The 25,397-nt window shown below is 41.4% G+C and carries 19 protein-coding genes and 2 pseudogenes; 7 read left to right on the plus strand and 14 right to left on the minus strand.

The window, feature by feature from the left end; all coding sequences use genetic code 11:
- Positions 1–203: 203 nt before the first annotated feature.
- The gene (locus F8S12_RS22295) at positions 204–2,237 is read left to right on the plus strand and encodes an elongation factor G (RefSeq protein ID WP_196518442.1); all 2,034 of its coding nucleotides are present in this window, start codon (positions 204–206) and stop codon (positions 2,235–2,237) included.
- 98 nt (positions 2,238–2,335) lie between these two features.
- Here F8S12_RS22295 and F8S12_RS22300 read toward each other — a convergent pair whose 3' ends face one another.
- The 4 genes from F8S12_RS22300 to F8S12_RS22315 all read right to left on the minus strand — a co-directional run bounded on the left by F8S12_RS22300 (position 2,336) and on the right by F8S12_RS22315 (position 4,509).
- The gene (locus F8S12_RS22300) at positions 2,336–2,539 is read right to left on the minus strand and encodes a type II toxin-antitoxin system HicA family toxin (RefSeq protein ID WP_196518443.1); all 204 of its coding nucleotides are present in this window, start codon (positions 2,537–2,539) and stop codon (positions 2,336–2,338) included.
- The gene (locus tag F8S12_RS22305; RefSeq protein ID WP_196518444.1) at positions 2,536–2,736 is read right to left on the minus strand and encodes a type II toxin-antitoxin system HicB family antitoxin; all 201 of its coding nucleotides are present in this window, start codon (positions 2,734–2,736) and stop codon (positions 2,536–2,538) included. The genes F8S12_RS22300 and F8S12_RS22305 overlap by 4 nt, the downstream gene beginning before the upstream one ends.
- 56 nt (positions 2,737–2,792) lie before the next feature.
- Entirely contained in the window at positions 2,793–3,050 is a 258-nt protein-coding gene (locus F8S12_RS22310; RefSeq protein WP_196518445.1) for a ribbon-helix-helix domain-containing protein, read from the minus strand.
- A 181-nt stretch (positions 3,051–3,231) separates the two neighbouring features.
- Positions 3,232–4,509, minus strand: coding sequence for a hypothetical protein (locus tag F8S12_RS22315; RefSeq protein ID WP_196518446.1), 1,278 nt, complete (start codon positions 4,507–4,509; stop codon positions 3,232–3,234).
- Between the two features lie 103 nt (positions 4,510–4,612).
- Here F8S12_RS22315 and F8S12_RS42420 point away from each other — a divergent pair.
- Positions 4,613–4,866: pseudogene (locus F8S12_RS42420) on the plus strand (Uma2 family endonuclease); the annotation flags it as partial.
- Between the two features lie 273 nt (positions 4,867–5,139).
- On the opposite strand, the gene F8S12_RS22325 reads toward F8S12_RS42420, so the two are convergent.
- Positions 5,140–5,643 carry a GNAT family N-acetyltransferase gene (locus F8S12_RS22325; protein ID WP_196518447.1) on the minus strand — a complete coding sequence of 168 codons (504 nt, stop codon included), beginning with the start codon at positions 5,641–5,643 and terminating at the stop codon, positions 5,140–5,142.
- Positions 5,644–6,169: 526 nt separating this feature from the next.
- Here F8S12_RS22325 and F8S12_RS22330 point away from each other — a divergent pair.
- The 3 genes and pseudogenes from F8S12_RS22330 to F8S12_RS40850 form a co-directional block, all read left to right on the plus strand.
- Positions 6,170–7,345, plus strand: a complete 1,176-nt coding sequence (locus F8S12_RS22330) for a low temperature requirement protein A (protein WP_196518448.1) — start codon at positions 6,170–6,172, stop codon at positions 7,343–7,345.
- A gap of 436 nt (positions 7,346–7,781) precedes the next feature.
- Positions 7,782–8,000, plus strand: a complete 219-nt coding sequence (locus F8S12_RS22335; RefSeq protein ID WP_196518457.1) for a hypothetical protein — start codon at positions 7,782–7,784, stop codon at positions 7,998–8,000.
- Between the two features lie 470 nt (positions 8,001–8,470).
- Positions 8,471–8,566, plus strand: a pseudogene (locus F8S12_RS40850) (CopG family ribbon-helix-helix protein); the annotation flags it as partial.
- Positions 8,567–8,674: 108 nt separating this feature from the next.
- Here F8S12_RS40850 and F8S12_RS22345 read toward each other — a convergent pair.
- The 5 genes from F8S12_RS22345 to F8S12_RS22365 all read right to left on the minus strand — a co-directional run bounded on the left by F8S12_RS22345 (position 8,675) and on the right by F8S12_RS22365 (position 15,744).
- Entirely contained in the window at positions 8,675–9,691 is a 1,017-nt protein-coding gene (locus F8S12_RS22345; RefSeq protein WP_196518449.1) for a methyltransferase, read from the minus strand.
- Between the two features lie 840 nt (positions 9,692–10,531).
- Positions 10,532–12,376 carry an ATP-dependent zinc metalloprotease FtsH3 gene (gene ftsH3, locus F8S12_RS22350; RefSeq protein WP_196518450.1) on the minus strand — a complete coding sequence of 615 codons (1,845 nt, stop codon included), beginning with the start codon at positions 12,374–12,376 and terminating at the stop codon, positions 10,532–10,534.
- Positions 12,377–12,492: 116 nt separating this feature from the next.
- Complete coding sequence (locus F8S12_RS22355) at positions 12,493–13,287, minus strand: aminotransferase class IV (RefSeq protein WP_331001428.1); 795 nt, start codon at positions 13,285–13,287, stop codon at positions 12,493–12,495.
- Positions 13,288–13,313: 26 nt separating this feature from the next.
- The gene (locus tag F8S12_RS22360) at positions 13,314–14,102 is read right to left on the minus strand and encodes a hypothetical protein (RefSeq protein WP_196518451.1); all 789 of its coding nucleotides are present in this window, start codon (positions 14,100–14,102) and stop codon (positions 13,314–13,316) included.
- 424 nt (positions 14,103–14,526) lie between these two features.
- The gene (locus tag F8S12_RS22365; protein ID WP_196518459.1) at positions 14,527–15,744 is read right to left on the minus strand and encodes an acetate kinase; all 1,218 of its coding nucleotides are present in this window, start codon (positions 15,742–15,744) and stop codon (positions 14,527–14,529) included.
- Positions 15,745–15,896: 152 nt separating this feature from the next.
- Between F8S12_RS22365 and F8S12_RS41725 the strand changes: the two genes are divergently transcribed.
- Complete coding sequence (locus tag F8S12_RS41725) at positions 15,897–16,019, plus strand: hypothetical protein (protein WP_269144842.1); 123 nt, start codon at positions 15,897–15,899, stop codon at positions 16,017–16,019.
- A gap of 25 nt (positions 16,020–16,044) precedes the next feature.
- Here F8S12_RS41725 and F8S12_RS22370 read toward each other — a convergent pair whose 3' ends face one another.
- From F8S12_RS22370 to F8S12_RS22385, 4 genes are all read right to left on the minus strand, one after another.
- Positions 16,045–17,433, minus strand: a complete 1,389-nt coding sequence (locus F8S12_RS22370) for an FAD-dependent oxidoreductase (RefSeq protein ID WP_196518452.1) — start codon at positions 17,431–17,433, stop codon at positions 16,045–16,047.
- Between the two features lie 28 nt (positions 17,434–17,461).
- The gene (locus tag F8S12_RS22375) at positions 17,462–19,630 is read right to left on the minus strand and encodes a DEAD/DEAH box helicase (protein ID WP_196518453.1); all 2,169 of its coding nucleotides are present in this window, start codon (positions 19,628–19,630) and stop codon (positions 17,462–17,464) included.
- 147 nt (positions 19,631–19,777) lie between these two features.
- A complete protein-coding gene (locus F8S12_RS22380; RefSeq protein WP_196518454.1) occupies positions 19,778–20,488 on the minus strand; it encodes a diacylglycerol/polyprenol kinase family protein in 711 nt (236 codons plus the stop codon).
- A gap of 35 nt (positions 20,489–20,523) precedes the next feature.
- Entirely contained in the window at positions 20,524–22,254 is a 1,731-nt protein-coding gene (locus F8S12_RS22385; protein WP_196518460.1) for a DUF3685 domain-containing protein, read from the minus strand.
- Between the two features lie 142 nt (positions 22,255–22,396).
- On the opposite strand from F8S12_RS22385, the gene F8S12_RS22390 reads away from it, so the two are divergent.
- On the plus strand, positions 22,397–25,366 hold the full coding sequence (locus tag F8S12_RS22390; protein WP_196518455.1) for a pentapeptide repeat-containing protein: 2,970 nt from the start codon (positions 22,397–22,399) through the stop codon (positions 25,364–25,366).
- Positions 25,367–25,397 lie beyond the last annotated feature (31 nt).

Genomic DNA, 25,397 nt, shown 5'->3' on the forward strand with positions numbered 1-25,397 from the left:
ATTCGGCATGAAAGTTTGTGATACTTAACTTTTCTGAAGCTAAATCTTACGACAGGATACAATTTTTTTAATTTTCGATTAAAGAGAGGATAATAACAAATTAAAGAAGGGGTAATTTTGACTCCAGAGAACCATTTTTTATCCCTGACATATTTACAGCAGAATAATGCGGTTAGGAAAGACTTACCGCAAGGGAGGTTTTTATGAACGGAAAAGTAAAATCGGGTTCGCGCAATGTTGCAATTGTCGGGCCTTATTTAAGTGGAAAAACCACTTTACTAGAAAGCTTGTTATTTGTCACAGGGGCAATTTCCCGCAAAGGGAGTGTTAGGGATAGCAATACAGTAGGAGATAGTGCTGCTGAGTCCCGCGATCGCCAGATGAGTGTAGAAGTAAGCGCCGCTAGCACTGAGTATAACGGCATTTGCTTCACTTTTCTTGACTGTCCGGGAAGTATAGAATTTGCCCAAGAAACTTATAATGCTTTGATGGGAGTCGATGCAGCAATTGTAGTTTGCGAACCCATACGCGAGCGAGTCCTCACCCTTGCCCCTCTATTTAAATTTCTGGACGATTGGGAAATTCCCCACCTCGTCTTTGTTAACAAAATGGATCGGGCAAATATTCACGTCCTGGAAACGTTGCACGCCCTGAAAGCAGTATCTAGCCGTCCCCTGGTAGCGCATCAATATCCCATCATGAACGGAGAACAACTCACCGGCTTTATTGATATGGTGAGCGAACAGGCATATAAATATCATCCAGGCGCACCTGCTGACCCCATTCCCTTCCCCGAAAGCTTAAAAGAAGAAGAACATACAGCACGGGCAGAAATGCTCGAAGCCATAGCAAATTTTGATGACCATTTACTAGAAGAACTTTTAGAAGACATCGAACCACCCCAAGAGGAAATCCTCAAAGATTTAAAAATGGAATTAGGGGCAGATTTGGTAGTACCCGTTTTCTTTGGTGTGGCAGAACAAGATTATGGTGTTAGACCTCTATTAGAAGCCTTGTTACGCGAAGCCCCCGAACCAGAAACCACAGCAGAACGTCGTTTAAAAAACTCAAAAGGTGATACCCCTCTAGCGCAGGTATTAAAAACTTACTACACTCCTCAAGGTGGCAAACTTTCTCTCGTGCGTGTTTGGCGGGGCAAATTAACTGATGGTATTGTCCTTAATGGCATTCGTACTGGTGGAATTTACCGCCTCATGGGACAACAACAGCAGTTTGTTAACGAAGCTGATGCTGGTGAAATTGTCGCATTGAACCGTTTAGAAGGAATTAGAACAGGAGATACAATCTCTACAGAACAGCAGTTGGCTATGCAATTACCCAAAGCTGCACAGTTAGAACCAGTGTATGCTCTGGCCATTACACCAGAAAAGCGCAACGATGAAGTTAAACTCAGCAGTGCCATCAACAAGTTGTTAGAAGAAGACTGTTCGCTAGCTTGGGAACAACACGGCGACACCCACGAAGTTATCTTGTGGGGTCAAGGCGAAATTCATTTGCAAGTCACCCTAGACAGACTGCGCCGCAAATATAATCTACCGATGACAACCCACTTACCGCAAGTGCCTTACAAAGAAACCATTCGTAAAACAGTGGCTTCAGTTCATGGGCGTTACAAACATCAAAGCGGTGGTCATGGACAGTTTGGTGATGTTTTTCTCGAAATTAAGCCTTTACCACGCGGTACAGGTTTTAACTTTAATGAAACCATTGTCGGCGGTGTGATTCCTAAACAGTACATTCCTGGGGTGGAAATGGGGGTGCGGGAATTTCTGACACATGGGCCTTTGGGCTTCCCAATAGTGGATTTGGCGGTAACTTTGACTAATGGTTCATACCACAACGTTGATAGTTCCGAACAAGCCTTTAAGCAAGCTGCGCGATTGGCAATGCAAACGGGGATACCCCAAGGGGAACCTACCTTGTTAGAACCAATTCTGCGGGTGGAAGTGACAACACCTAGCGAATTTACCTCCAAAGTGCTGCAACTGGTGAGTGGTAGACGGGGGCAAATTTTAGGCTATGAGGGCAGAAACGATTGGCAAGGCTGGGATAATGTCTCTGCATACTTGCCACAAGCAGAGATGCAAAACTTTATTGTAGAGCTGCGATCGCTCACTCTTGGCGTTGGTTCCTTCCACTGGGAATATGACCATCTCCAGGAAGTGCCAGAAAAACTCGCCGAACGTGTCATTCAAAGTAATGGTAATGGCAAATAATTTTAGATTTTGGATTTTAGATTTTGGATTAATCTAAGATTAACACTAGCCCGGAACTTTAAGTTTCGGGCTAATAACTAAAGTTCAAAAAATCGTTGTTAATTTATATCTTGTTGAGTAAGACCTGCATCCTTCAGCAGTCCTTTCAGTGTTCCAATGGGTAAATCGCGATTGCCATGAACAGGAATAGAAAGAATGACACCTTTGTTGGCATAAATATGGTGACTGCCAGTAATCCGTTTTAGGTTCCAGCCATACCGTTCAACAATTTTACATAAGGCTTTACCAGAAACAGATTTCATAGAGATATTTCAATCAACTGTTTATCCGGTTCGAGTTCTTCCTGCTGGCTAGCAACTTCAAGCCAACCCTGGATCGCATCTTTAAGCATTTCTAACAAGTCTTCGTAGCTTTCTCCCCATGTGTGACACCCTGGTAGAGCTGGTACAGAAGCACACCACACATCGTCTTCTTGCCAGATAACGGCTTTGATTTTCATAATAAATTTGTTAGTGGGTCGTAGATGTAAACAAGAATATTAGTATCCAGTAAAACCTACTGTTCATAGAGGTCTTCACGCTGCCAATCCCGACCTCCAAGTTGAGCAGGTCGAGTTTTGATTTGGTTAATAAATTCTCTTTCGGCTTCCCACATTGCAAGGTTCGTTTGGGGTAAAGTTATTTCACCAAGATGAAGGTCAATGGCTTGGCGAATAATCTCTGCTTCACTTACACCCACTTGTTGAGCGATCGCCTTTAGCAGATGCTCTTGACGTGGTTCAATATAAATCTGCTTGCAAATTTTGCTCGACACAGTTTAAATTTTACATGATGTATACATTACAATATACATTATTTTTTAGTGGCGATCGCTCACTCTCAGCGTTGGTTCCTTCCACTGGGAATATGACCATCTCCGGGAGGTGCCAGAAAAGCTTGTTGAGCGATCGCTTTTGGCAGATATTCTTGACGGGGTTCAATATAAAGGTGGGGTTCTATGAGATCAATTTTTCCAAAATTTTTTCTAGAAAAGACTCTGCTTCTTTTAACAAAGAGCGATGTAATTTACGAAAGTCTTCTTCTCTAATAGGTGTATGGTTTATACCAAGCCATTTGAATTTATCTGACAAATCTTTCCAAGACTTTTTGATATCTGTTTCTTTTCCATGATCTGCATCATGACGTAGCCACTTGTTTCTTAAATGCTTGATACACCAAATAAAATCACAATCTGTCTTTTCATCTAGTACACCACCGTGCTTAATTAAAAAGCGTAAGTTATCTTTTCCTGCTCCCTCATAAAAAGTAAAGTAGAAATAATCTATAAAGTTTGCAAAACTCAGTTTATTTTGAGGTATTATCCAATGTAAATTTGTACAAGCTTCTATAAGCTTAGTTGTTGGCTTGAACATTTCTTTCTGTTCTTTAGTTTGCATTACCTCATTACATTGAACAATTAATTTCCAAATTCGATTTACCTGTGCAGATGCTTGGGCCGCAGGAGAAAGTAGTATTAGAGACTCTTCGTCCTCTTCTTCACAGGATTCTACAATTGTTATTAATTCATCTTGTTGAACAATTGGTAGTAATAAATCTATTTCACGTAAAGCTAATTCCTCATCTTCTGGTACAGCAATAATATTAACTAAAAGCTCAGTTGCAGTTAATAATTGATCTTCTGCTAAATGCAAAGAAGTCTCTAAAGCCCAATCAAATTTTTCACTTGGACTTTGCTCAAGACGTTGATAGGTTTTCTCTACAAAATCTGTATAAACCCTTGAAGGTTTTAATAAACTTTGTACTAAGGCTGGATGTTTACTAAATAGGTTTAGTTCTTGAATTTGACGTGTAACTTCTGTGAAACTCTTATCCCATACTCTTGAGGCAAGTACGATTTCCTTTAATTGACGAGACGGCTGAGAAATATTTAGACTAGGCTGAAGCAGTTTTTGCCAACTAGAAATTTGTTTATTTAAATCTATATATAAATTATCTTGTATTAACTTATCTTGTGGCATCAGTCTTGATTTACCAGATAAATTTTCTAATAATTCAGAGTAGGCAAAGAGTCTTGATTTACCAGATAAATTTTCTAATAATTCAGAGTAGGGCAATAGCCTTGCCCTGCCAGTAAATCTCTGATCTATCCCGCTAATTTGCTCAGAGATTTTTGAGAAAGCAGATGTGTAAGCTTTATTCAAATTTTCTGAATTTTGTAATATGTTTTTCAGGTAACTATCGTTGAATTGTTCAAATGGCATATGATTTTTCATTGATTATATAGTTTGTCCATTTATTATAGTCTGAGAAATAGGGAGCTACAATAGTTTAATACTGGCTTGTGCAAGTTTCAATCTTAGATTATAAATGGTTCACATGGTAACACTTCAATTACGACAATTAAGTGTTCCGCCGGGACATAGACTAATACTCCACGATGTTAGCTGGTACTCCACGATGTTAGCTGGCAAGAATTTGAGGCAATTTTAAAAGAATTTGACGACCATCGAGCGACTCTATTGGCTTACAGTCAGGGAACCTTGGAGATGAGAATGCCATTACCAAAGCATGAGAAAGCCAAAGTCATCATTGACGATTTGGTGAAAATTCTGCTGGAGGAGTTAGAGATTAGACCTCTTGCAAAAGTCGCTCAGGAAGATTTGATTTTGGGGAGACAAAGCTCATAATTGTAGAGAGCAGCAATCAATCAGATTACACCTTAAACTAAATCTTTTTCGGCGATTTATATAAGTAAAAGTTATGACGAGTCAGATAAGTTTCGTTGTTATCGTTCAATTCCTGAATTAGACTTCAGCGAATGCAAAAACTTTAACCAAACAGAATTCAGGAGTCAGGAGCCAGAATTCAGAATTAAATTATGTGCGAGTGGCAGATAGTGCAAATTAAACAACAGGTTTACTAATTCTGAGTCCCATGATAACTAAGTCTCGCTCAACGTCATCAAGTTCGGCAATTTTAGGCAGATGCCCCCAATGTTGAAAACCAAATTTTTCAAATAGCTTTAAACTAGGTTGATTGTGGGCAAAAATGAGGCATACTAAAGTTTTTAAACCCAAAGTACTACCTTCGTGAATTGCTTGTGCTAGAAGTTGCTGTCCCAAACCACATCTCTGAAAAGCAGGGGCTATATAAATACTAATTTCGGCAGTCTTACTATAAGCAGATCGTCCATAAAAGGATTGGAAACTAAGCCATCCAGCAATTACTCCCTCTACTTCGATTAGCCAAAGTGGGTGTTGTGAAGGCGATCGCCCCTTAAACCAAGCAAGGCGACTTTCCACAGATACTAGCTCTAAATCAGCGGTTGCCATGCGGCTAGGAATTGCAGCATTGTAAATTGCCACAATTGCAGGTAAGTCAGTTTCAGTCGCATGGCGAATAATCATTGCTGCTGTCTTAGAGTAAATCTTGAGAAAATATTCAAAAATAATACAGCGTTAACACTAGCAATTCTAGGGCTTCTACCGTAATTGTCACAGATGCTTTTCCCGCTACCTTACATAAAGTTATATGGTGTCCATCTAATTAGCCGTCAAAAAAGACCTCTCTCTGGTGTTACTACGCAAAATCGTGTCTCTCCGAGCTGGCTACGGTGTACACACAAGTCCTAAAAACCTAGCTTGATAAGGCTTTCCTCGTTCCTGGGCTGCCGCCGGGGAACGCATTCGTTGAGTCTCTGGCTCAATGTCTGACTGGAGGCAGCAGCCCCTAATCAGTCATTCCCATGCTCTGCATGGGAACGAGAGAATAATGAGAAATCGAGCTTTTTTCGACTTGTGTGTCCACCGTAGCTCCGAGCTGGAGAGGCACAGACTTAAACAAAAGTTTAGAGCCGGGAATCTGAAAATGTGCTAGATAGCCAATTGCTAACGGTTAATGCTAAAAAACAATTAGCGATTCGCAATTAGCACTATGGCAAATTTTCTCCAACCGCCAAGGTTACGTATTAGTGAAGACACCGAAGAAGAACGACGCGCCACTTGGCTAGAACTTTTTTATGATTTGGTGTTTGTAGTTGCAGTTTCTCAACTCGCCCACAATCTCAAAGAAGATATCTCTCTATCAGGATGGTTTGGTTTTATAGTTCTATTTATACCAGTTTGGTGGTCATGGATTGGCACTACATTTTACGCCAACCGCTTTGATAGCGATGATGTGGGACATCGGTTGCTGATTGGTTTACAAATGCTGACAGCATCAGCAATGGCTATTAACATCCATCACGGTTTGGGTGAGAGTTCGCCTGGTTTTGCCATTTCCTATGCTCTCGGTCGGGTTGTGCTGGTGATAGAGTACGTCCGTGCTGGAATGCACATTCCTTTAGCGCGTCCTTTGACCACTCGCTACGCTATTGGTTTTGCGATCGCCGCCTTCTTCTGGTTAATATCAGCATTTACACCGATTCCTTGGCGGTTCGGATTCTGGACATTGGGAATCATCATTGACTTTGCTACACCTCTGACAGGAAGTAAGTTTCAGTTAGGGTTGCTTCCCCACGCCTCCCATTTACCGGAACGTTTCGGGTTGTTTACCATTATTGTTTTAGGCGAAGCAGTTATTGCAGTGGTCAATGGTGTTTCTGAACAGAAATGGGATGTTTTCACCGTGATTTCCGCCGTGTTGGGTCTAATTATTGCTTTTAGCTGGTGGTGGGTCTATTTTGATAACTTGGGTGGTAAACCGATTGAGATGGCGCGGAAAGATAGAAAAATTGGTGTTGTCAATCTCTGGCTTTATACTCATTTACCCTTAGTAATTGGAATTGCTGCTGCTGGAGTTGGCGTAGAACAAATCTTGTTGAGTAAGCCAACTTTAGCACTACCAGATTCCCAACGATGGCTTATCTGTGGTTCAGTGGCATTATGTTCGCTAGCTGTCAGCATTCTCCATCGATTTGGAGTAATTCGTTATTGCAAAATCCGTTCCAACTATCGACTTGGGGGTGCAGTTGTGCTGCTAGCGATCGCCATCTTAGGCAAAGGTTTGTTACCTATTGTAGTTATAGCCCTTGTAGCTGTAGTTTCTGTTGCCCAAGTCGTTCAGGATTTGTATCAAAGCCGTCCTAAGACCCGCTTGGCTGATCCATAAATCTAGTCATAGCCTTATTTTTTGCCATAATTTCATTAATTATTTTCCCCTCTAAGCTTGTATTAGAAGGGAATTTTATTAGTCTTTCTCCCTAATATTTAAGGTTTTTGGAGTTTTCTGTCATCTGCATCTATCTAACGAAGGGTTTTATTAAATTATAAATAAATCTTTATATAGTTGTTTAAAGATTATGTAATCAAAGCGCCTAAGCATCATCCTGTAAAGCTTAGAAATCAAGCCATTGCTGTTTATTGAAGACAACAAAACTAAAGTAAGAAAGCAAGAATGTCAGGATTGTGAGATATACGCTATAGGACAGAAGTCAAGTTGATGAAATATTTATTAATATAAGTTCAGCATACAAAGTTAGAAATAATTCTTCATGGCAAATATTTCTCATCAATCACCAGATTATTTACCAACAGAACAGAAGATCGTGAACGACCAGCAACCATCAGAGTCTAAAGAATTTGTCGGAAATCTCAAGAATGGGATTTGGCTGTTTGGTCTGTCATCCTGGGTATTTGGCATCACCGATCGCAGCATTGCTTCATTTGCAGATGGCTATCTATCTGCTTTGGATCTGACGCAACTATTTACAGCGGCGACGTTCTTTGTGGCATGGCTATTTTTGAAGCCGACATCCAGAGTTTAGGATCGGCAACTGGTTGAGTACTTTGAACAGTCATAAGCTACTTTGGAATAATACATTGTAGCAATGTGCATTATTTTAGCTCAAACAGTAGAAGCCTCTCACCTAACCGATAGGGAGGTGATGAAATGAATACGCGTGAGTGACGAATTGACCAACGAGCAAAATTGAGCATCGTGAAATCAGCAATGTTGGTCGATGAGGAACGAACACTTTATTGGTTTTTTCCAAATATTTGATATAATTTTAACCACTAGGTGTGACTCAATTAAATGCTGAAAAGCAGCCTATCAAAAAAGTTCAAAATTATCTCCAAAAGTCCGTAGGGCATACGGCTTCAAAGCTCAGTTAATGTCGTCCTAGAGGAGTCCCTGAGAAGCCCACACTCACTCTCATTGGGAGTGTGTGGAGTATGTCACAATATCAGTACTACAAGTTTTCCACTGGATGATGACTTGTAAGAGAAACTTGACACCACCGCTACTCGTCTTCAGCGTTCTAGGAGCTGGATAATCAACGATGCCCTACGCCAGTATATTGAACGCGTCGAATTACCCAAGTACATTTAAAACCTTCGATGGCGCGATCGCACTTTGTAAATCTCTGAATATACCTTAAAAAATCTTATAGTTAGCTCTTATGCCAACTATAAGATTTTTGGTCAACTTTAAGAGAGGTTAAACTGCCTCGATTATATTCATTGACAAGGTATCTATAGGTATAATATTTTTTACAGTGAAGCCAGATGAGCCAAGTAAAATATTCCACTCTTTTAAAGTCCTGACACGTCCAGAAGTTTCTTGAAGCATTATCATATCTATAAAGTGTGCAAAAACTTGCTCATTAGATACATCAGCAAAAGCTTCAATGATTAATAAAGAACCACCATCAATCATACTTGCACGACAATTTTTCAGAATGGTAATGCAATCTTCATTTGACCAATCCATAAGTACATGAGAAATTATATATACATCACCGCCTGGTGGTACACTTTTTAGAAAATCTCCACTTACTAAATTGCAACGGGTTGCTATTTCTTGATTTGCAATATGCACTTCTTGAATAACATGAGGTTGGTCAAAGAGAATTCCATTTACTGTTTTGTTTGCTGATAAAATTGCAACCAGTAAATCTCCCATTCCTCCTCCTACGTCCACAATTAAATTAGCTGCTTGAAAAGCATAAGCATTTACAACAGCACTAGGAAGGGAAGATGACCAAGATTTCATCGCCTTGTTAAAGGCAATAGCATATTCTTGTTTTTCACTAAAAACTTCATAAATTTTTTTTTGGTAAATATGGTCGTATGCGTTTAAACCTGTTGCAATTACTTTCTCAAACGATTGCAATAGCTCCCATCGCCAAGGTTCTGCATTAAAAAGAATCCAATCGCGGGGAGAAGTAGGATTATCTGTTCGCAATACATCACTAAAAGGCGTAAGTGTAAAACGTTCTTGTTCGTCAATGGCAAATATATCTAAACTTGTTAAAAAGCGAAGTAATCTATCAAGCGATCGCTCGTGTGAATTTGTTAATTGAGCTAATTCTTCAGCAGTCTTTGGACTATCTGCTAACAGATCGGGGATATTGAGTTTAATAATTGTACAAACCCCTTGTGATAAAATTTCCCCCAGGCTAATTTGAAGCATAACGGATTGGGGCGAAATGTGATTTTTAGCGTTGGATAACATATTTTAAGTTGATTGAGAACAATAACTACTAATTAAGTATACTTGATCACATTTGCTTTTGGGTAAAGTATTATACCTAATTCAGGTTTTATGTAAGCGCTCAATAATCCGGTGTAAATCGCTCAGTGACAATGACAAGCAAGTTTATGAATACTTGGAGTATACACATAAATACTTAGAAATTTTGGGAATAGGAAATGTAAATATAACTTGATACCTGTCCTTTTAGAAAGGATATACGGCCAATACTTGTCTTCAAAAATGCTGAAACAAATCAGTACATTAAAGTGAATTTTAATTTCGATTGACAACGTTCTGCAACAAAAATTTACAACCTATACTATTTTGCGGGTATCCTGGCTGAACCCCAGTCAGTGCCGTCGGGGATTTGACCCGGCTGGGGGAGTTTATCGCAGTTCAAAATCCGAAAGCAGCACAACGAACATCTCTCCGGCTCCGGCAGATGATCGGAAAAGATTTGGAATAACCTACTTGCCACATTCCAATAGTTCTACAAAAATTTTTCTGATTTTCCGGAATTGGTCATGATGAAGTGGTAGTCTCTATCAGCCTACCGATTTATACTGAAACTCTATAACGAACTTTCGGGGAATATAACCCCATTTCGGATTAAAAGCCCGGTCTTCATGACCGGGCTTTTGACAAAGAACTTATACCATTTTGGATTTTGGATTTTGGATTTTAGATTGGGGAATATTTGCTGGTAATCGCTTTGAGACCTTTATCTATTGATATTAAAAAAAATGGGGCAATCTGGAAAATCCCAGAATTACCCCAAATTTTAAAAGAAGACGCGTTAATTGCGTCTCTACTGATTAATTAGGCAAAGGCGGCGGTTGTCACATCATTATTCGACAGAATTTCTTGCAATTCTTCAGCGTCTACGGTTTCTTTATCAACCAACATTTGCGCTATCTCATCTAAAATATGGCGGTTACGCACTAACACTTCTTTAGCGCGTGTATAAGCTACATCCACCAGTTTGCGGACTTCTTCATCAATGGCGGCGGCAGTTTCTTCAGAGAAATCGCGCTCTGACATGATATCTCGTCCAAGGAACATATTACCTTGTTGACGACCAAGGGCGACTGGGCCTAAGCGATCGCTCATTCCAAATCGGGTAATCATCTGACGAGCAACACGGGCTACTTGTTGGAGGTCATTAGAAGCACCAGTGGTAACTTCTTCTTCACCAAAGACTAATTCTTCAGAGATGCGACCGCCCAAAGCCACTGCCATTTGATTTTCCAGATAAGCGCGGCTGTACAAACCAGTGTCCATCCGGTCTTCGCTGGGGGTAAACCAAGTTAAACCACCTGCGCGACCACGAGGAATAATGCTAATCTTTTGCACAGGATCGTAGTCTGGCATCAAAGCACCCACCAAGGCGTGACCAGCTTCGTGATATGCCACCAAGGTTTTGCGCTTTTCGCTCATCACCCGGTCTTTCTTTTCTGGGCCAGCTAATACGCGATCAATGGCGTCGTTGATTTCATCCATCGAAATTTCAGTCAAATTCCGGCGTGCTGCCAGAATTGCGGCTTCATTTAGGAGGTTGGATAAATCTGCGCCAGTAAATCCAGGGGTACGACGGGCGATTTTATCTAAGTCCACATCTTTCGCCAAGGTCTTGCCACGGGCGTGTACCTTGAGGATTTCGCTACGTCCGGCATAATCGGGACGGTCTACCACAACTTGACGGTCAAAGCGACCAGGACGCAATAGTGCGGCATCAAGGACATCAGGACGGTTGGTAGCGGCAATAATGATGATGCCAGTGTTACCTTCAAAACCGTCCATTTCTGTGAGCAACTGGTTGAGGGTTTGTTCCCGCTCATCGTTACCACCACCTAAACCTGCACCCCGTTGACGACCTACGGCGTCAATTTCATCGATGAAGACGATACAGGGAGCGTTGGTTTTAGCTTGTTCAAATAAGTCGCGGACGCGGGATGCACCCACACCAACGAACATTTCGACAAATTCCGAACCAGAGATCGAGAAGAAGGGTACACCTGCTTCGCCTGCTACGGCACGAGCTAGGAGGGTTTTACCTGTACCAGGAGGGCCGACTAACAGCACACCTTTAGGAATTTTTGCACCAACTGCGGTAAAGCGATCGGCATTTTTCAGAAAGTCTACGACTTCATTTAATTCCAACTTGGCTTGGTCAATACCAGCGACATCGCCAAATGTTACCTGAGTTTGTGGTTCCATTTGGACTCTGGCTTTAGATTTGCCAAAGTTCATCGCTTGGCTACCGGGGCCACTTTGAGCGCGACGTAGCAAGAAGAATAAGCCAACTAAGAGCAATACAGGAAAAAATAAGCTGCTGAGTGCCTTAAACCAAAATCCTTCATCGGTTTGGGGCAGAACAGAAATATCAACGCCTTTTGAAGTCAGAGTATTGATCAGGTCTGGATCGTTGACTAAGGTTACAATCCGTTTATTTGTTGGGTCATATTTGGATGTAACCAGTGCTGTAGTCCGATCTGCACTCAAACTGACTTTTTCTACTCTGCCTTGTTGAACTTCTTGAATAAACTTACTGTATCGCCATGTCTCTCTGCTTTGGGGTTGTTTGTCAAAAAATGCTGTTCCCAGGGCAATCACGACAATAAACAGCAGCGCGTACAGCCCTGTATTTCTCCATCTTTTATTCACTAAGGTCTATCCTCCTGTATTTTTCGCGCGATCGCGTAGTCTTCTCTGTTTGGAGAGGTCATTCATTATTAAGAATTATGTTAACTTATCTTAAGTGTAACAAGGTGGCGTAGCTGTCATGCTATAAAAAGCTGCCTTATTTGCTGAAAACTCGGATGGTAGGGATTATATTGTAGCGACCCTGTGGGCTGATTAACGGTATGAACGGGAATAATTTCTACCACACTATTAGTGTAGGCGATCGCTTCAAATCTCTGGACTAATTCGGCGCTCCAAGTTTCTTCCTGCACCGCCTGCTGGTGGTTTTGCAGCCAGTTTAAAAGTTGCGATCGCAAAATTCCCGGCAAAATTCCCCCCTTTATTGGCGGTGTCCACCAACTGCGATCGCACCATCCCCAAAGGTTGCCTGTGCTGGTTTCTAGCCAATTTCCTTGGACATCGACTAATATTGCTTCTTCGGCATCTAAGCTAGTTCTTGCCAGCCATGCACTCAAATAGTTTCCAGTTTTATGAGAGGGGAGAGAACGATAAAATTCTGAACTAGCAACGGTGCATACAACACCAGTTTTTTGTTTTTCGGTCAGATTTTGTGGTAATAATCTGCCAGTTATCCACTCCCGTCCATCGGGAAACAGGGTAATTCTGAGAACGGGGAAGTGTGCGAGGAGAATTTGGACACCTTGACGCAGACGATTCCAGTCTGGTTGCTGCCAACCAAAAGTTTGTATTGAGAAAAGTAAGCGATCGCAGTGTGCTTGCCAATTAGTTAAATTACTATCTAGGGAGTTCTTATAAACTCGCAACGTTGTAAAAACAGTTGCTCCATAAAGTAACCCCGGATCGTTAATATCTAACTCTAAAGTTTGAGAGTGTATTATTTTACCGTCATACCAAAAAATGTGATTTGTCACACTAATCTTAACTTTTACGAATTAGTTTAATCTTTTGGGGGAAATACAATTTTCTGAGTACCTTCAGGAGTAGTAATTACTTTTCCTCCTAATGCTTCAATTTGCCTAATTGCTCGTTTCCGAGTTCTCTCATCAACTTGATTATTTAAAACCATCGACCAGCTAGAAATTTGAGCATATTTACTGTTAGGATTTCGACTCAGAAATTCAGCAGTTTTTTGAGAAGTATTAGCTATCAGCAGACTCTCGGCATCTGAAAAGTTACTAGCCCAGTTTGCCGCCATTGCAAAAGACTGTTGAGCAGCTTGAGCATTGCCTAAAAATAATAACTCATCAATTCCTTTATAACGCCACACGTAATAAGACTTTTCGGGAACTGAGGGAGATAGTGATTTTAAGCCTTTCTCAGACAATGCGATCGCACGTTCTGGCATACCAGCATACAATGAGGTACTGATAGAAAGAGCGCGATACGCTGCTAAAAATCGCGGGTCACGTTCTAAAATCACTTCAAAATATTCTGGACTTAAACTGTAACCTGTTTTATCCCGAACTTCATCATCTCCAAAATACTGTAAAAAATTGAGATATACCAAATCTGCAATGAAATTATCATAACCAAAACTAGGCATTTTTTGGAGAAAATTAAGACGGAGATTTTCTGATTTTATTTCTTTCTCTAGAGTTTCTAAAGAAGCAGATTGTTTGCTATTGATCAATTTTTGCAGTCGTGGGAATTGAATCAAGCCAACTCCTAAAATACACGCACAGATTAGAAAAGGTGTGGCAATAGCTTCACGCGATAATAACAGCATATTTTTCTTAAACGTAGGGGTACAGCAATGCTCATTGGTGTCAACTTAAACCAAAAAACCTCGTTTCTAGCCTCTGGCTAGAAATGCTCCTCATTGCGGCTCTGCCGCCAGTTAGATAGGCGGAGCCTCCTATTAGGCATTCCCAGTCTCCGACTGGGAACGAGACATAACAGCATATTTTTCACTTACAGCTATTTTCAGGTAAATAGACCACGCGGTAGGGGCAATTCATGAATTGCCCCTACGACAGATGTGGTTTAAATACATAAAAACTGCTGTAAACCAAAACAACCTCGTTTCTAGCCTCTGGCTAGAAATGCTCTTCAATGCGGCTCTGCCGCCAGTTAGAGAGGCAGAGCCTCCTATTAGGCATTCCCAGTCGGAGACTGGGAACGAGACAAAAAGGATTTTCTCTATCTACTTTTTACTTATTCAAAAGTTGCCAACATTGTTGAGCGATCGCCCAATGTTCTTGGGTATGTATCACTAATACTCGCACTGCTGAATCAGATGTAGCAATATCTTCATCAACTGGCTGCTGTTGATTTTTCTCCAGGTCTATTTTCAGTCCCAAAAATTCAAAGGCTTCACAGGCAGCTTGGCGAATATCTGGAGAGTGTTCACCCACGCCTGCTGTAAACACCAAAGCATCTAATCCCCCCAGGCTGGCAAGCATGGCACCGATGCCAGAACGCAAGCGATGCACGTAGATATCCCATGCTAGTTTAGCGCGGGAGTTGCCTTGGGCGATCGCTTCTCTCACTTCACGCACATCACTCGATACGCCCGAAATTCCCCGTAAACCCGAAGCTTTATTCAATATATAATCTAAACTTTCAGCCGAGTAATTGGATTGACGCAATAAGTAAATCAGAATTCCTGGATCAACCGAACCAGAACGACTGCCCATCATCAATCCATCTAAAGGCGTAAAACCCATAGTGGTATCAATACTGCGGCCGTTTTCAATCGCTGTTAAAGAGCAGCCGTTACCCAGATGACAAGAAATTAACCGCAGCGATGCTAAATCTCGACCAAGGATTTGGGCAGCACGACTAGAACAGTATTGATGACTAATGCCATGAAAGCCGTAGCGACGGATACCTTGCTCTATCCACTCATAAGGGCCGGGATAAATTGCTGCTGCATCGGGGAGAGTGGCATGAAATCCGGTATCAAATACTGCTACTTGGGTGACATCTCCTAAGCTTTTCTCTATCGCTTCTATCCCTTCTAAAGCGGCTGGATTATGTGCTGGAGCAATATTAGACAGATGAGCGATCGCTTTTTTGACACCTTCGGTAATTACTACACTATCTCGATAATCCTGTCCACCATGTACTACCCGATGTCCCACCACATCGATTTCTGACAACTGATCGATTACTTTGGTAGCACCACGACTGAGTGTATAGAGCATGTAGACGACGTGTGCTTGTCGGGAGTCGCCAGAGATTGATTCTTGTAGCGTTGCACCCGTGGCGGTTTTCACCTCAATTTCTGCCACACCCCGGTCTTGCGTCCAGTTAATTTTCCCTTCCCAAAGCGGTTGAGGCGCTTGATTGGGGAGAGCCTCATCTGCAATTTCATATAGACAACTCTTTTGGCTGCTTGAGCCAGCGTTTAGCACCAATATCTTCATACGACAACAGGCAAACATAACTTGCTCTAACCATTTTCCAATGCTACAGTTAGTCGCAACAGTCTGTCATTGAGCATTAGACATATCTTAAAAATACGGATTAAATAAAAAACTGGTAAGGCGATCGCACAAATTGTATAGTAAGTTAACTTTTGCAGGTCGATGCGATCGCATTGCGAGTCGATACAATTGCATTGCAGGTCGATGCAATTACATTGCGAGTCGATGCAATTGCATTGCAGGTCGATGCGATCGCATTGCAGCTTGTAAGGTAGGCAAATACTTGCTAATTTTATATACTTACTGGCTTTCTTGATTTTTAATTTGTATTACCTGCTTCAAAACCTGAATGAAGATCCCAGGCTGGAAAAATGCGCTGGGTGGCTTGAGCATATTTAGTACTTCCAAGAAAAGCTCATGGATTTGGGCGCTGTTAGCTTGCAGCAGAAACACTTGATCAAGATACCTCTGCGTAAGTTTAGTAATCACATCCGGTTTTCCTCCTTCGGTGGTATGCCAACGGAAGTCCTCGCTGGTTGCCATCAGCCAAGGTGAAGAGATTACCTTGCTCAGTTGTCGTTGAAAATATCGGGACAAACCGATTAAATTACCGTCGGATTGATGAGACAATTGCTTGCTTAAACACTCATCCAGAGTCAAAGCACCCAAAGCTGCGGTAGTCATACCTTGGCCATAGATGGGATTAAAGGCACAGACGGCATCACCTATTAATACCAAGCCTTCTGGCAATTTAGCAAGTTTTTCGTAGTGACGCAAATGGTTTTCTGTGCGCTTATAGGCAAAGATGGGCGATAGAGGTTGAGCATCTTTTATAGCTTCATAGATCATAGGCGATCGCAAACTCCGGGCAAACTCCAAAAAGCCTGCTTCGTCAGTTGGTGGATAATCTCGACCGACGCCAGCGAGTGTAACAATCCAGCGATTACCCTCAACTGGATAAAGCACACCGCTACGAGTCTTATTTGGTGGTTTTGGCCAGATAATCAAAGTCTGCCAGTCAGGCTGAAAACCTTCAGGTGGATGATACCAACGGCTGGCATAGCCTAAAAAAGAGTTGACAACTGTCTCTTGGGGTGACTCATAGCCTAATGCCTGCAACCATTCAGGCGTGCGGGAATTGCGACCACTGGCATCTACCACTAAACTGGCAGGTATATCTGCTTTGGTTTCGTTGCCAAAGCTAACTTCTACACCCGTGACGCTAGTTCTGCTGGGGTTAGATAGCAAACTAGTTACTTGTGCTGCTTGCACAAATACAACACGTTCATTGGCTGCCAAGCGGCGCCGGATAGTCCATTCCAATAGATTGCGGCTACAGGTGCGGTTGCTCAAATTAGAACCAAAGCGAGGTGGCCAGCCGTTAAAACCCAGCCAGAGGCAATCTGAAGTCCAGTTTATAATGGGTGTCCCCCAATCAGCCAATTCAGCCATGATGCCAGGAAAAAGCTGCTCTAAAATCTGCTGACCCCGAATGAGCAACACATGTACATGATGAGCTTGGGGTATACCTTGACGTTGTTCAGGTTGATCTGGGAAGCGATCGCGTTCTACAATTGTGATGCGATCGAAATACTTGGTCAGTACTTGAGCCGTCAACAATCCGGCAATACTTCCCCCAATGACAACAGCTTGATTTTGTGTATGTCTAGGAATTTGTGAATCAAACATTTGAGAATTAACTAATTTATAAATACTATTACCATATCGCCACTTGCTGTTTGAGTTCTCTTATATCTAAATAATCGCTAGCAAAAGCTTTTCGTAAAAGTGGATGAGGAATAAATTCATCATACTTTTGAATTCTTGGTGCTTCTGAAGTACTTACTAAATCTTCTGAAGTAATGTTTTGCTCACACAATGAAGCAATTTCATCATAAAGATATTTAAATTTATCCTTACCTATTTTAATTGTCAAATAATAGGGATTTACACCGCCTATACTTGTAATTTCTAACGATTCCCGACAGTAAGAGTTTAGTAATCTTTCTAAAGTACGATAAGCAACCGTACCCATCCAAGGAAAAATGCAGCATTTACCTTTTTCTAATTGCAAAATATTCTGCTTATCTAATCCTACCTGCTGCACCAATTGGCGAACTTTCTGTAAACGTAGGGAAGCATTTTTTTGCAAGTAGGTATAGTCAACATTCTCAAATAAAACTTGCTGCATTCGTTGTAAAACTCTTGTATGAATAATGCCACCACCACCACGCCAATAAATACTAGCTTTACCCTCAGATTGTTTAACAAAAATAGCCTTTTTTTTGAAATCAACTTCTACCACTTGCCAAGTTCTTCCGGCTAAAGCAAATTGATTGCCAACAGGAGGCGGCGTAACGATACTGCCAATTTCCGTTGCACCTTGCTTAACAATATATTCTTGCTGTTCAGCAAAGACAGCATAAAACTGAAATTTTCTAACAACCTTTTCTCCTGCTAAACCCAGGATTAATTTACCTTGCTCAGTATATTGAATATGATTAATATCTATTAAATAGCGCAGCAATAATTGAAAATCTTCTTTGGAAATAGCAGCAAATGGTTGTAGGTTAAAAATTTGTTTAGCTAAAGCATTAGGTGAAAGTTCCTCTGTTGCTGTTAAAATACTCATTGTCTGGTGATAAAGCAAACTCAAAGGATATTTAATCGGTCTGATTGGTTCAATCCATTGCTCCTCTAAATAAAGTTGAATAATAGCGATACACTGTAAAAGTTGCCACGGAATTTTCTCTGGTAGAGAAGCTTCTGGTAATGGCTTATCTTCAGCACAGATAAAGCGCATATCAGCAGCTTCACTTCTTCTACCACTGCGTCCCAAGCGCTGTAAAAAGCTAGCTACAGACAAAGGTGATTCTAACTGAATAACTCGCTCTAAATAACCAATATCTATGCCTAATTCTAAAGTTAAAGTTGCAGCAGTAACAGCTGGATTATTGGGTTCACGCATCGCATTTTCAGCAGCTTGCCGCAAGCTAGCAGATATACTACCATGATGCACATGATATATATCTGGGAGTCCTTGTTTTGTGGCAATTTGTCGCAAAGATGCAATTACAGATTCGGTACGCGTCCGATTATTAGCAAATATCAGGCATTTGCGAGACTTGCTGAGGTCAAAAATATATTGTTCATCAGCTGTCGCCTCTGATTCATCTACTTCATCAGTAATATAAAAATGCTCTACAGCTAGTTTTATTTGGCGTTTTATTCCGTCTATTTTTGGTGTAATTACTGGCTTTTCTGTTCCAGAACGCAACCATTCTTCAGCTATTGAGTAATCACCAAGGGTTGCCGACAAACCAATACGGCGTGGTTGTTTTTGGGTTAACTTTGCTAAACGTTGTAATTGGCAAATAATTTGACAACCGCGTTCTGAACCCATAAAAGCGTGAATTTCATCAATGATTACAAATCTTAAATCACCAAATAAACGAAGTAGGTCGTTATTTTTATTGATTAACAAACTTTCTAGAGATTCTGGTGTAATCTGTAAAATGCCTTGAGGATTTTTTAAAAGCTTGTTTTTTCGAGTTTGAGAAACATCACCATGCCAGTGCCAAACTGGAATATCTGCTTCTTTAAGTAAGTCGTTAAGACGCTCGAATTGATCATTAATTAAAGCTTTGATTGGACTAATGTACAACACACCTATGGTTGCAGCAGGGTTGGCGTTTAATAGAGTTAAAACTGGCAGAAAGGCTGCTTCTGTTTTACCCGCAGCAGTTGCAGCAGTAATTAGCAAGTGAGCATCAGTGTCAAAGATAACTTGACAAGCGGCAATTTGAACTGGTCGCAATTCAGTCCACTGGTGATGATAAATATATTCTTGGATGAAGGGTGCAAGTCGGCTAAAGGCATCGCTCATGTTTTATATGAGTAATAAATTGACTATTAAATAATTCGTAATTAAAGACATTTTCAGATGGGGATTTAAACCCCCACTGAAACTGACGCTACGTGTAGACTGCATGTTCTTAAACCCTTTTATTTACGATAAATTACAAATTTTGCTTTAAAACCCCTGCATCAAAACCCATACCACTCCCGCCGCTACCAATGGTACGCTCAGATTATCGGTGCCGTGGGGTGAGACTGCCTCTGCTAGAGTTGCGAAAGTAGCAGTTACCACCGCAGTCAACAAAGCCCATTCTAAACCTAAAGGCGTTGCTAGGGGACTCAGCGACGAACCAGGTAGCAGCAACAGCACCAAGAAAATTACCACTGTACTCGCCACAAACATTGCTGCTGAACCCTCCCAGGAACGCACAGAATTTCCAACTTGGTATTTATGCTTCCCGAAGCGTCTGCCGATTAATGCCGCTAGTGCATCTCCCCAGGTCATCGCCATCACTCCGGCTACAGCAATTGGGGCGTTATCTACTGGGCCATTTGGTCGCCACAGTAGCCCGAACAGTAGTGTCACGGAAATAGCAAAGTAAACTGTGCCGGGTGAGCTATCCTCAGTATCCATTGCGCCGAGAACTCGATAGCGGTAAAAAAGGTAGTTAAGTCCGATAAAGGTCGCAAAAGGTATAATTCCGATTTCCCAGTGGTTAAATAGCAACAGTATGCCGAAAACCCACATCCCCGCACCAATATGGATCACTTTGCGAGTCAAATCCGGCTTCACATCAAATAATCTGCGTAGTCCTTCGCCAATGACAAGCAGACCAGTTGCGTAAACATAAGAAATTGCTAGCCCGATAAAATCATTGTTTGTCATTAGTCATTCTTTCTCCCCGTGCCTCCCCTTCTTCTTCACTTAGGTCGATCGCTATTTCGTTTGAGGTTCTTTTCTGGTAACTTAACACTACCAATACCTTGCAGAATACCACGACCTATTAGACCTAAACCTCGACCGATTATTTGGGTAAGAATGAAGACTATGCCGCTACCTACAAAAGCTAATAGTGATTTTAAACGCGGTGCGATCGCATCACTAAATTCTAGGAATAATGTTACAAATAAAGGAATATTAGAAAGTTTTGCTAACTCCTGATTTCGAGGAGCGTAAACTGTAGTATTGGCAATACCGCGAGGCACAATTACAAATAGTTCGTAGCGACTTTCAAAAACTGCCTTTGGCTCATTTATATAACTTTTTAACCGATATTTCCACGACAAATCGTTTCTAAATCGCTCAATTTCTCTTGTAGAAATCAATTGTCGTCCATAAAAATTTTGCTTAATCGCTTCTACATCTGCTAAAGAGTTTAGTAGTGGTTGCACTACCCCATTCGCTACCTGAATCAACAAGTTCTCTAAAATCATTAATGCTTGAGACTTGGCTTCAGCGCTCACTACGGGATAGGAAGCATTATCAATGTACAATTCTGTTTGAAATAGCAGATAACAATATAACTCAAAAACTAGCGGAATTTTATTAATAATATCTCTTTGCACAATTTCTATATCTTGTAATAATAAATTAACAATCTCTATATTTTTATTTCCTAATTTTATCCGTGAAAACTTCCCAAAAAAATCTGTAATTGCTGCTTGCCATAAATCGCTGATCAAAATATTTATTACCTCATATAATTGATTCGCCTCGATTTGAGAAGCTCGCAGTTCATCCAACTGTTCAGCCAATTTTTGCAGGATCAGATAAAGTAATTCCCGTTTTTTATCTTCACGAAAAATGTCAATTTCTAAAGGTATATCTGTGACATTTTGTAAAGGGAATTGAAGTTTTGTAACACAAGATGCAAATAAGGCAGATTGTATAGCTCCCGAACTAAGTAAAAGTTGCACAGTTTGCTTTTGTTGAATGGAACTACTCAATGAAGGAATCAGAGACGGCTGATCATTAACTGGGTTATATTCCTCTTGCCTTTCTTGTAGAGAAACCAACAACCGATTTAGCAACCAACGCGTCGCTAGCAGTTCTCGCCGATGTCCAGCCAGAATTGCTCGATCTAGTACTGGTAGTCCGGGAACTTGTAATTGTGCTGTTACCGCCGCTAAGGTAGCGTCAATGTGACCAATTCCTGATAAACGTAAATTATTTCGTAGCTTGAATAAAGGGAGTGGGGAGTGAGAAGTTATTATCGCTTCCGTCTCCCGAAACCAATAGGAACCACCATCTGCAACTTCTCGCATGGCGGCGACTAACTCAGTAAGTGGTGTACCTTTGGGGCAGTAGCCATTAATACCAACAGATTTTGCAGCTAATAGCAGTCCTTGTTCTTGAACAGAACTAAGGAGCAAAATGGGCAGATTGGGATATGAGGCTCTAAGTTGCCGACAGAATTGTAAATCTAGCTGCTGACTGCTAAGAGAGCGACCATTACCTAATTCCAAAACGACCAAATTTACCTGATTAGGGTCTGCTTGGGCAATTTCTGCTAAAATTTGCAAGGAAGCAGTATAACTTTCTACCACTGCGATCGCTTCCAGGTGAGGAATTGCTTCCAGAGCCACCTGTAATCCCAGACGAAAAATTGGGTCTTGGTCTATTAACAATAATTTTAGAAGGCGATCGCTCATAGTTTGCTCAATTACCCAAGCACTTTTTTTATCAATCAGAAAACAGCTTTGATACAAAACTTTGTCTTTCCTATTGTTACTTGTTTTCGCAAACTGATAAATCGATCATAATTGCCATAGTTAGCCTTCACGGTGTAATTAAATGAACCTGAGTATTCGGCACTGGTTGGCAGAACGCTATATCGCAATCAATCAAATTAGCGGGTTTTCTGCGGGGCAATTGGCAGGTATTGCCTACCGTATTGTTCAGGATATGGAAGTCAAAAGCCTGATGCCTTTTGATATCTGTACCTTGGTAGAGGTTTTAGAACTGCCCTTGGGTATTGTTTGGGAAGAAATCAGTGTGATTTCCAAGTTGACAGAAAACCTGTTGCGTAGCCTCAGCCATAAAAAACCGTTAAAACGTAACGAAGGTACATGGCTAGCGTTTCAAATCGCCTATCTCCAGGCTTTGCAAGCAATTCTACAGCAAGAAGAAAGGTTACAAAAACCGTGGCTAGACCGAGCAAGCATACCCATCCAACCACACTTCCTTAAAAAGGAGGTGGGTAAACTCACCCTCCAAGATCCTCAACTGCAAGGATTACTCAAAACTCTCAGCCCAGGTAAATTGACTGATACTCAAGCGGAACAAGCACTGTCTTTGGTTGCAGATTCATTACTGGTGCAACAAATTAACAACGCTGTCATAGCTTGGTTAATTGCCAATGGTGCAGAGGAACCTGAAGCTAAACTCCTAACAGAGCGTTTGGTTAACTCACTTGCTGGTTACTTACTGATCGTCGTTACTGAGAATGCTGCCCCTTTAGCCCAACTGCAAAAATTTGTTCGGTTAGGAATTTCATTCTCTCCCAGTTTTATCACCCCAGAAGTTGGTTCTACAGTGGGTGAGAAAATTGATTTACACCGAGAATATTATCGTGCAAGTTTGATTCAAAACCTCAGTATGCCGTTGTTCATGGAATCCTTTGCCCTGAAGGATATCTATGTGCCACAAAAAGGCTTATCAGTAGAGGAAAGTATTTCTGAGCAGGATAAAAAAATTGTTAAGCCAATTGATTTAAAGACATGGGCGCAGCAACAGTTAGCTGATTTAGCAACGATCGCTGTTATTGAGTCGGAACCTGGTTATGGAAAAACTAGTTTTTGCCAACTTTGGGCAGCACAGGTGGCACAGGAACTTTATCCTACTTGGATGCCTATAGTAATTAGGTTACGAGATGTAAAATATGGCAAAACTTTAACCGAAACCCTGAATTCTGCTTTTCCTGTTAATCTTTCAACTTGGTTGAAGCAAGAAAATCCTCGGTGTCTGTTGCTGCTGGATGGACTGGATGAACTGCCCCCTACTGCTCAAGGTATTAGGGCACAAGCAATTTTTATTCAGCAATTACTGGACTTTCAATCTCAACACCGACACAAAATTGTGTTAACGAGCCGGTCAACGACACTACAGGAAATCGCCCCAGAAATATCGCTGCTATTGAGGCGAATTACCCTTCAGCCGTTGGATGTGGAAGAACTCAAACAATGGTTTCAGCAGTGGGCAAAAGTGCAATCGTTGGCGATCGCTCAAAATTTCTTTACATTCTTAAAACAGACAGGCTTATTTGCCAGCCAATCAAAGTTTTCAGAAATATCTGCCCTTATCCGTCAACCTCTAATGCTGCATTTGTTGGGCATTTTACACCGCGACGGACTACTTGATGATGAGCTATTGCAGTTACCTACTAACACCCAAAAGTCTTTTCTGTTATGGGAAATTTATCATCGCCTGAGCCGATGGTTATTAGGCTATCCGCTCACTGGTGGGATCAAGCCAATGTTACTGCGCTCAGGATCGGCTCATATTCACCGGACTCCAGAAGCGATCGCTAATTTACTCGCCAGTCGCCATCCTGAAGATTTACTTGAGGAGATGCAAGCGATCGCTCTGAAGATTTTACACTCGCAACGTTATCAAATTCATGTAAATGGGGAATTTAATAATTTACCAGGGTTTTATTTTAAAATTCAGGATTTAGAAGTCTCACGCAGAGGCGCAGAGGCGCAGAGGAGTTTAATTGAGTTTTCGCATATTAAGTTAGGAGAATTTCTTTGTGCGGAAGCTATTACTGCCCAACTTAAATCTTTGACTCAGTACCAAGATGAGGCTTATGGTACGCTCACTTTTGTGCTTGATTCTCCCGCTAGCGTAGCCCAACATCTCTATAATTTACTGGGTTACGGCATACTCAGTCAAGAAGTTGAAGAACTCACTATTGAGGGGTTGTGCCGGGAGCAAAAGCACAAATTTTCGTTTGAAGTTTTGTTTCAACGTCTTTTATCTTTTTGGCGTGCTTATTGTCAAGGACGTTGGTTAGATGAGGGAATAGCACACAAAGCTTTGACTTCTCTTCACGCACTGCAAAACCCCGTGAATGTCGAGCAGGTGAATGCTGCGGTGGGACTGAATGTGTTTTTATTACTTTGTGCTTGCTACCGAAAAACAAAAGTTTCCTTTTGGCCTTGTGGAAATCCAGTCAATTTGACAGAATTCAATCCAGAGGCGCTGAGTATGCTGATTGCTAGGACAACCGTTTTGCACAAAAGCGCTTTTGCAACCCGAATAAAGTCTCTGGCTGGACTCAATTTATCAGGAGCCTCTTTATTGCAAGTGATGTTAACTCAGGTAAATCTTGAGCAGATAAATTTATCCAATGCCGAGTTAATCGGGGCGAATTTGGCCGGAGCCAACTTACAACAAGCAAATCTCACAGGCGCAAACCTGCAACAAGCAAATCTCACAGGCGCAAACCTGCAACAAGCAAACCTCACTAACGCCTGCTTATTGGATGCCATCCTGGCTGAGGCTGACAAAAAATTGGCTACTGATAATGGTGCTTTGTTCTCCAAAGAGTCATTTCAAATACTGAAACATTTGCGCTCATCGCAGCAGCCCTTTTTAAACTCCGTAAAAGTCATGTCAGACACAGATATTAATTGGAACAAACCTCCTGAAAGCACACTAATTGAAACCTGTGAAGGCACAATTTTGACAGTAGATTTAGATGATGATGATAGCGATGATGAGACAGTTTTTGGCAATCACCCCATTAATGATAATCATTAGTCATTGGGCATTGGGCATTGGGCATTGGGCA

Source organism: Nostoc sp. WHI (genome assembly GCF_015714725.1).
GTDB lineage: Bacteria > Cyanobacteriota > Cyanobacteriia > Cyanobacteriales > Nostocaceae > Nostoc.

Coding starts and splice junctions, on each gene's coding strand:
- F8S12_RS22295 (WP_196518442.1), top strand. CDS start 204: ATGAACGGAAAAGTAAAATCGGGTTCGCGCAATGTTGCAATTGTCGGG.
- F8S12_RS22300 (WP_196518443.1), bottom strand. CDS start 2,539: ATGAAATCTGTTTCTGGTAAAGCCTTATGTAAAATTGTTGAACGGTAT.
- F8S12_RS22305 (WP_196518444.1), bottom strand. CDS start 2,736: ATGAAAATCAAAGCCGTTATCTGGCAAGAAGACGATGTGTGGTGTGCT.
- F8S12_RS22315 (WP_196518446.1), bottom strand. CDS start 4,509: ATGAAAAATCATATGCCATTTGAACAATTCAACGATAGTTACCTGAAA.
- F8S12_RS22325 (WP_196518447.1), bottom strand. CDS start 5,643: ATGATTATTCGCCATGCGACTGAAACTGACTTACCTGCAATTGTGGCA.
- F8S12_RS22330 (WP_196518448.1), top strand. CDS start 6,170: ATGGCAAATTTTCTCCAACCGCCAAGGTTACGTATTAGTGAAGACACC.
- F8S12_RS22345 (WP_196518449.1), bottom strand. CDS start 9,691: ATGTTATCCAACGCTAAAAATCACATTTCGCCCCAATCCGTTATGCTT.
- F8S12_RS22360 (WP_196518451.1), bottom strand. CDS start 14,102: ATGCTGTTATTATCGCGTGAAGCTATTGCCACACCTTTTCTAATCTGT.
- F8S12_RS22365 (WP_196518459.1), bottom strand. CDS start 15,744: ATGAAGATATTGGTGCTAAACGCTGGCTCAAGCAGCCAAAAGAGTTGT.
- F8S12_RS22370 (WP_196518452.1), bottom strand. CDS start 17,433: ATGTTTGATTCACAAATTCCTAGACATACACAAAATCAAGCTGTTGTC.
- F8S12_RS22375 (WP_196518453.1), bottom strand. CDS start 19,630: ATGAGCGATGCCTTTAGCCGACTTGCACCCTTCATCCAAGAATATATT.
- F8S12_RS22380 (WP_196518454.1), bottom strand. CDS start 20,488: ATGACAAACAATGATTTTATCGGGCTAGCAATTTCTTATGTTTACGCA.
- F8S12_RS22385 (WP_196518460.1), bottom strand. CDS start 22,254: ATGAGCGATCGCCTTCTAAAATTATTGTTAATAGACCAAGACCCAATT.
- F8S12_RS22390 (WP_196518455.1), top strand. CDS start 22,397: ATGAACCTGAGTATTCGGCACTGGTTGGCAGAACGCTATATCGCAATC.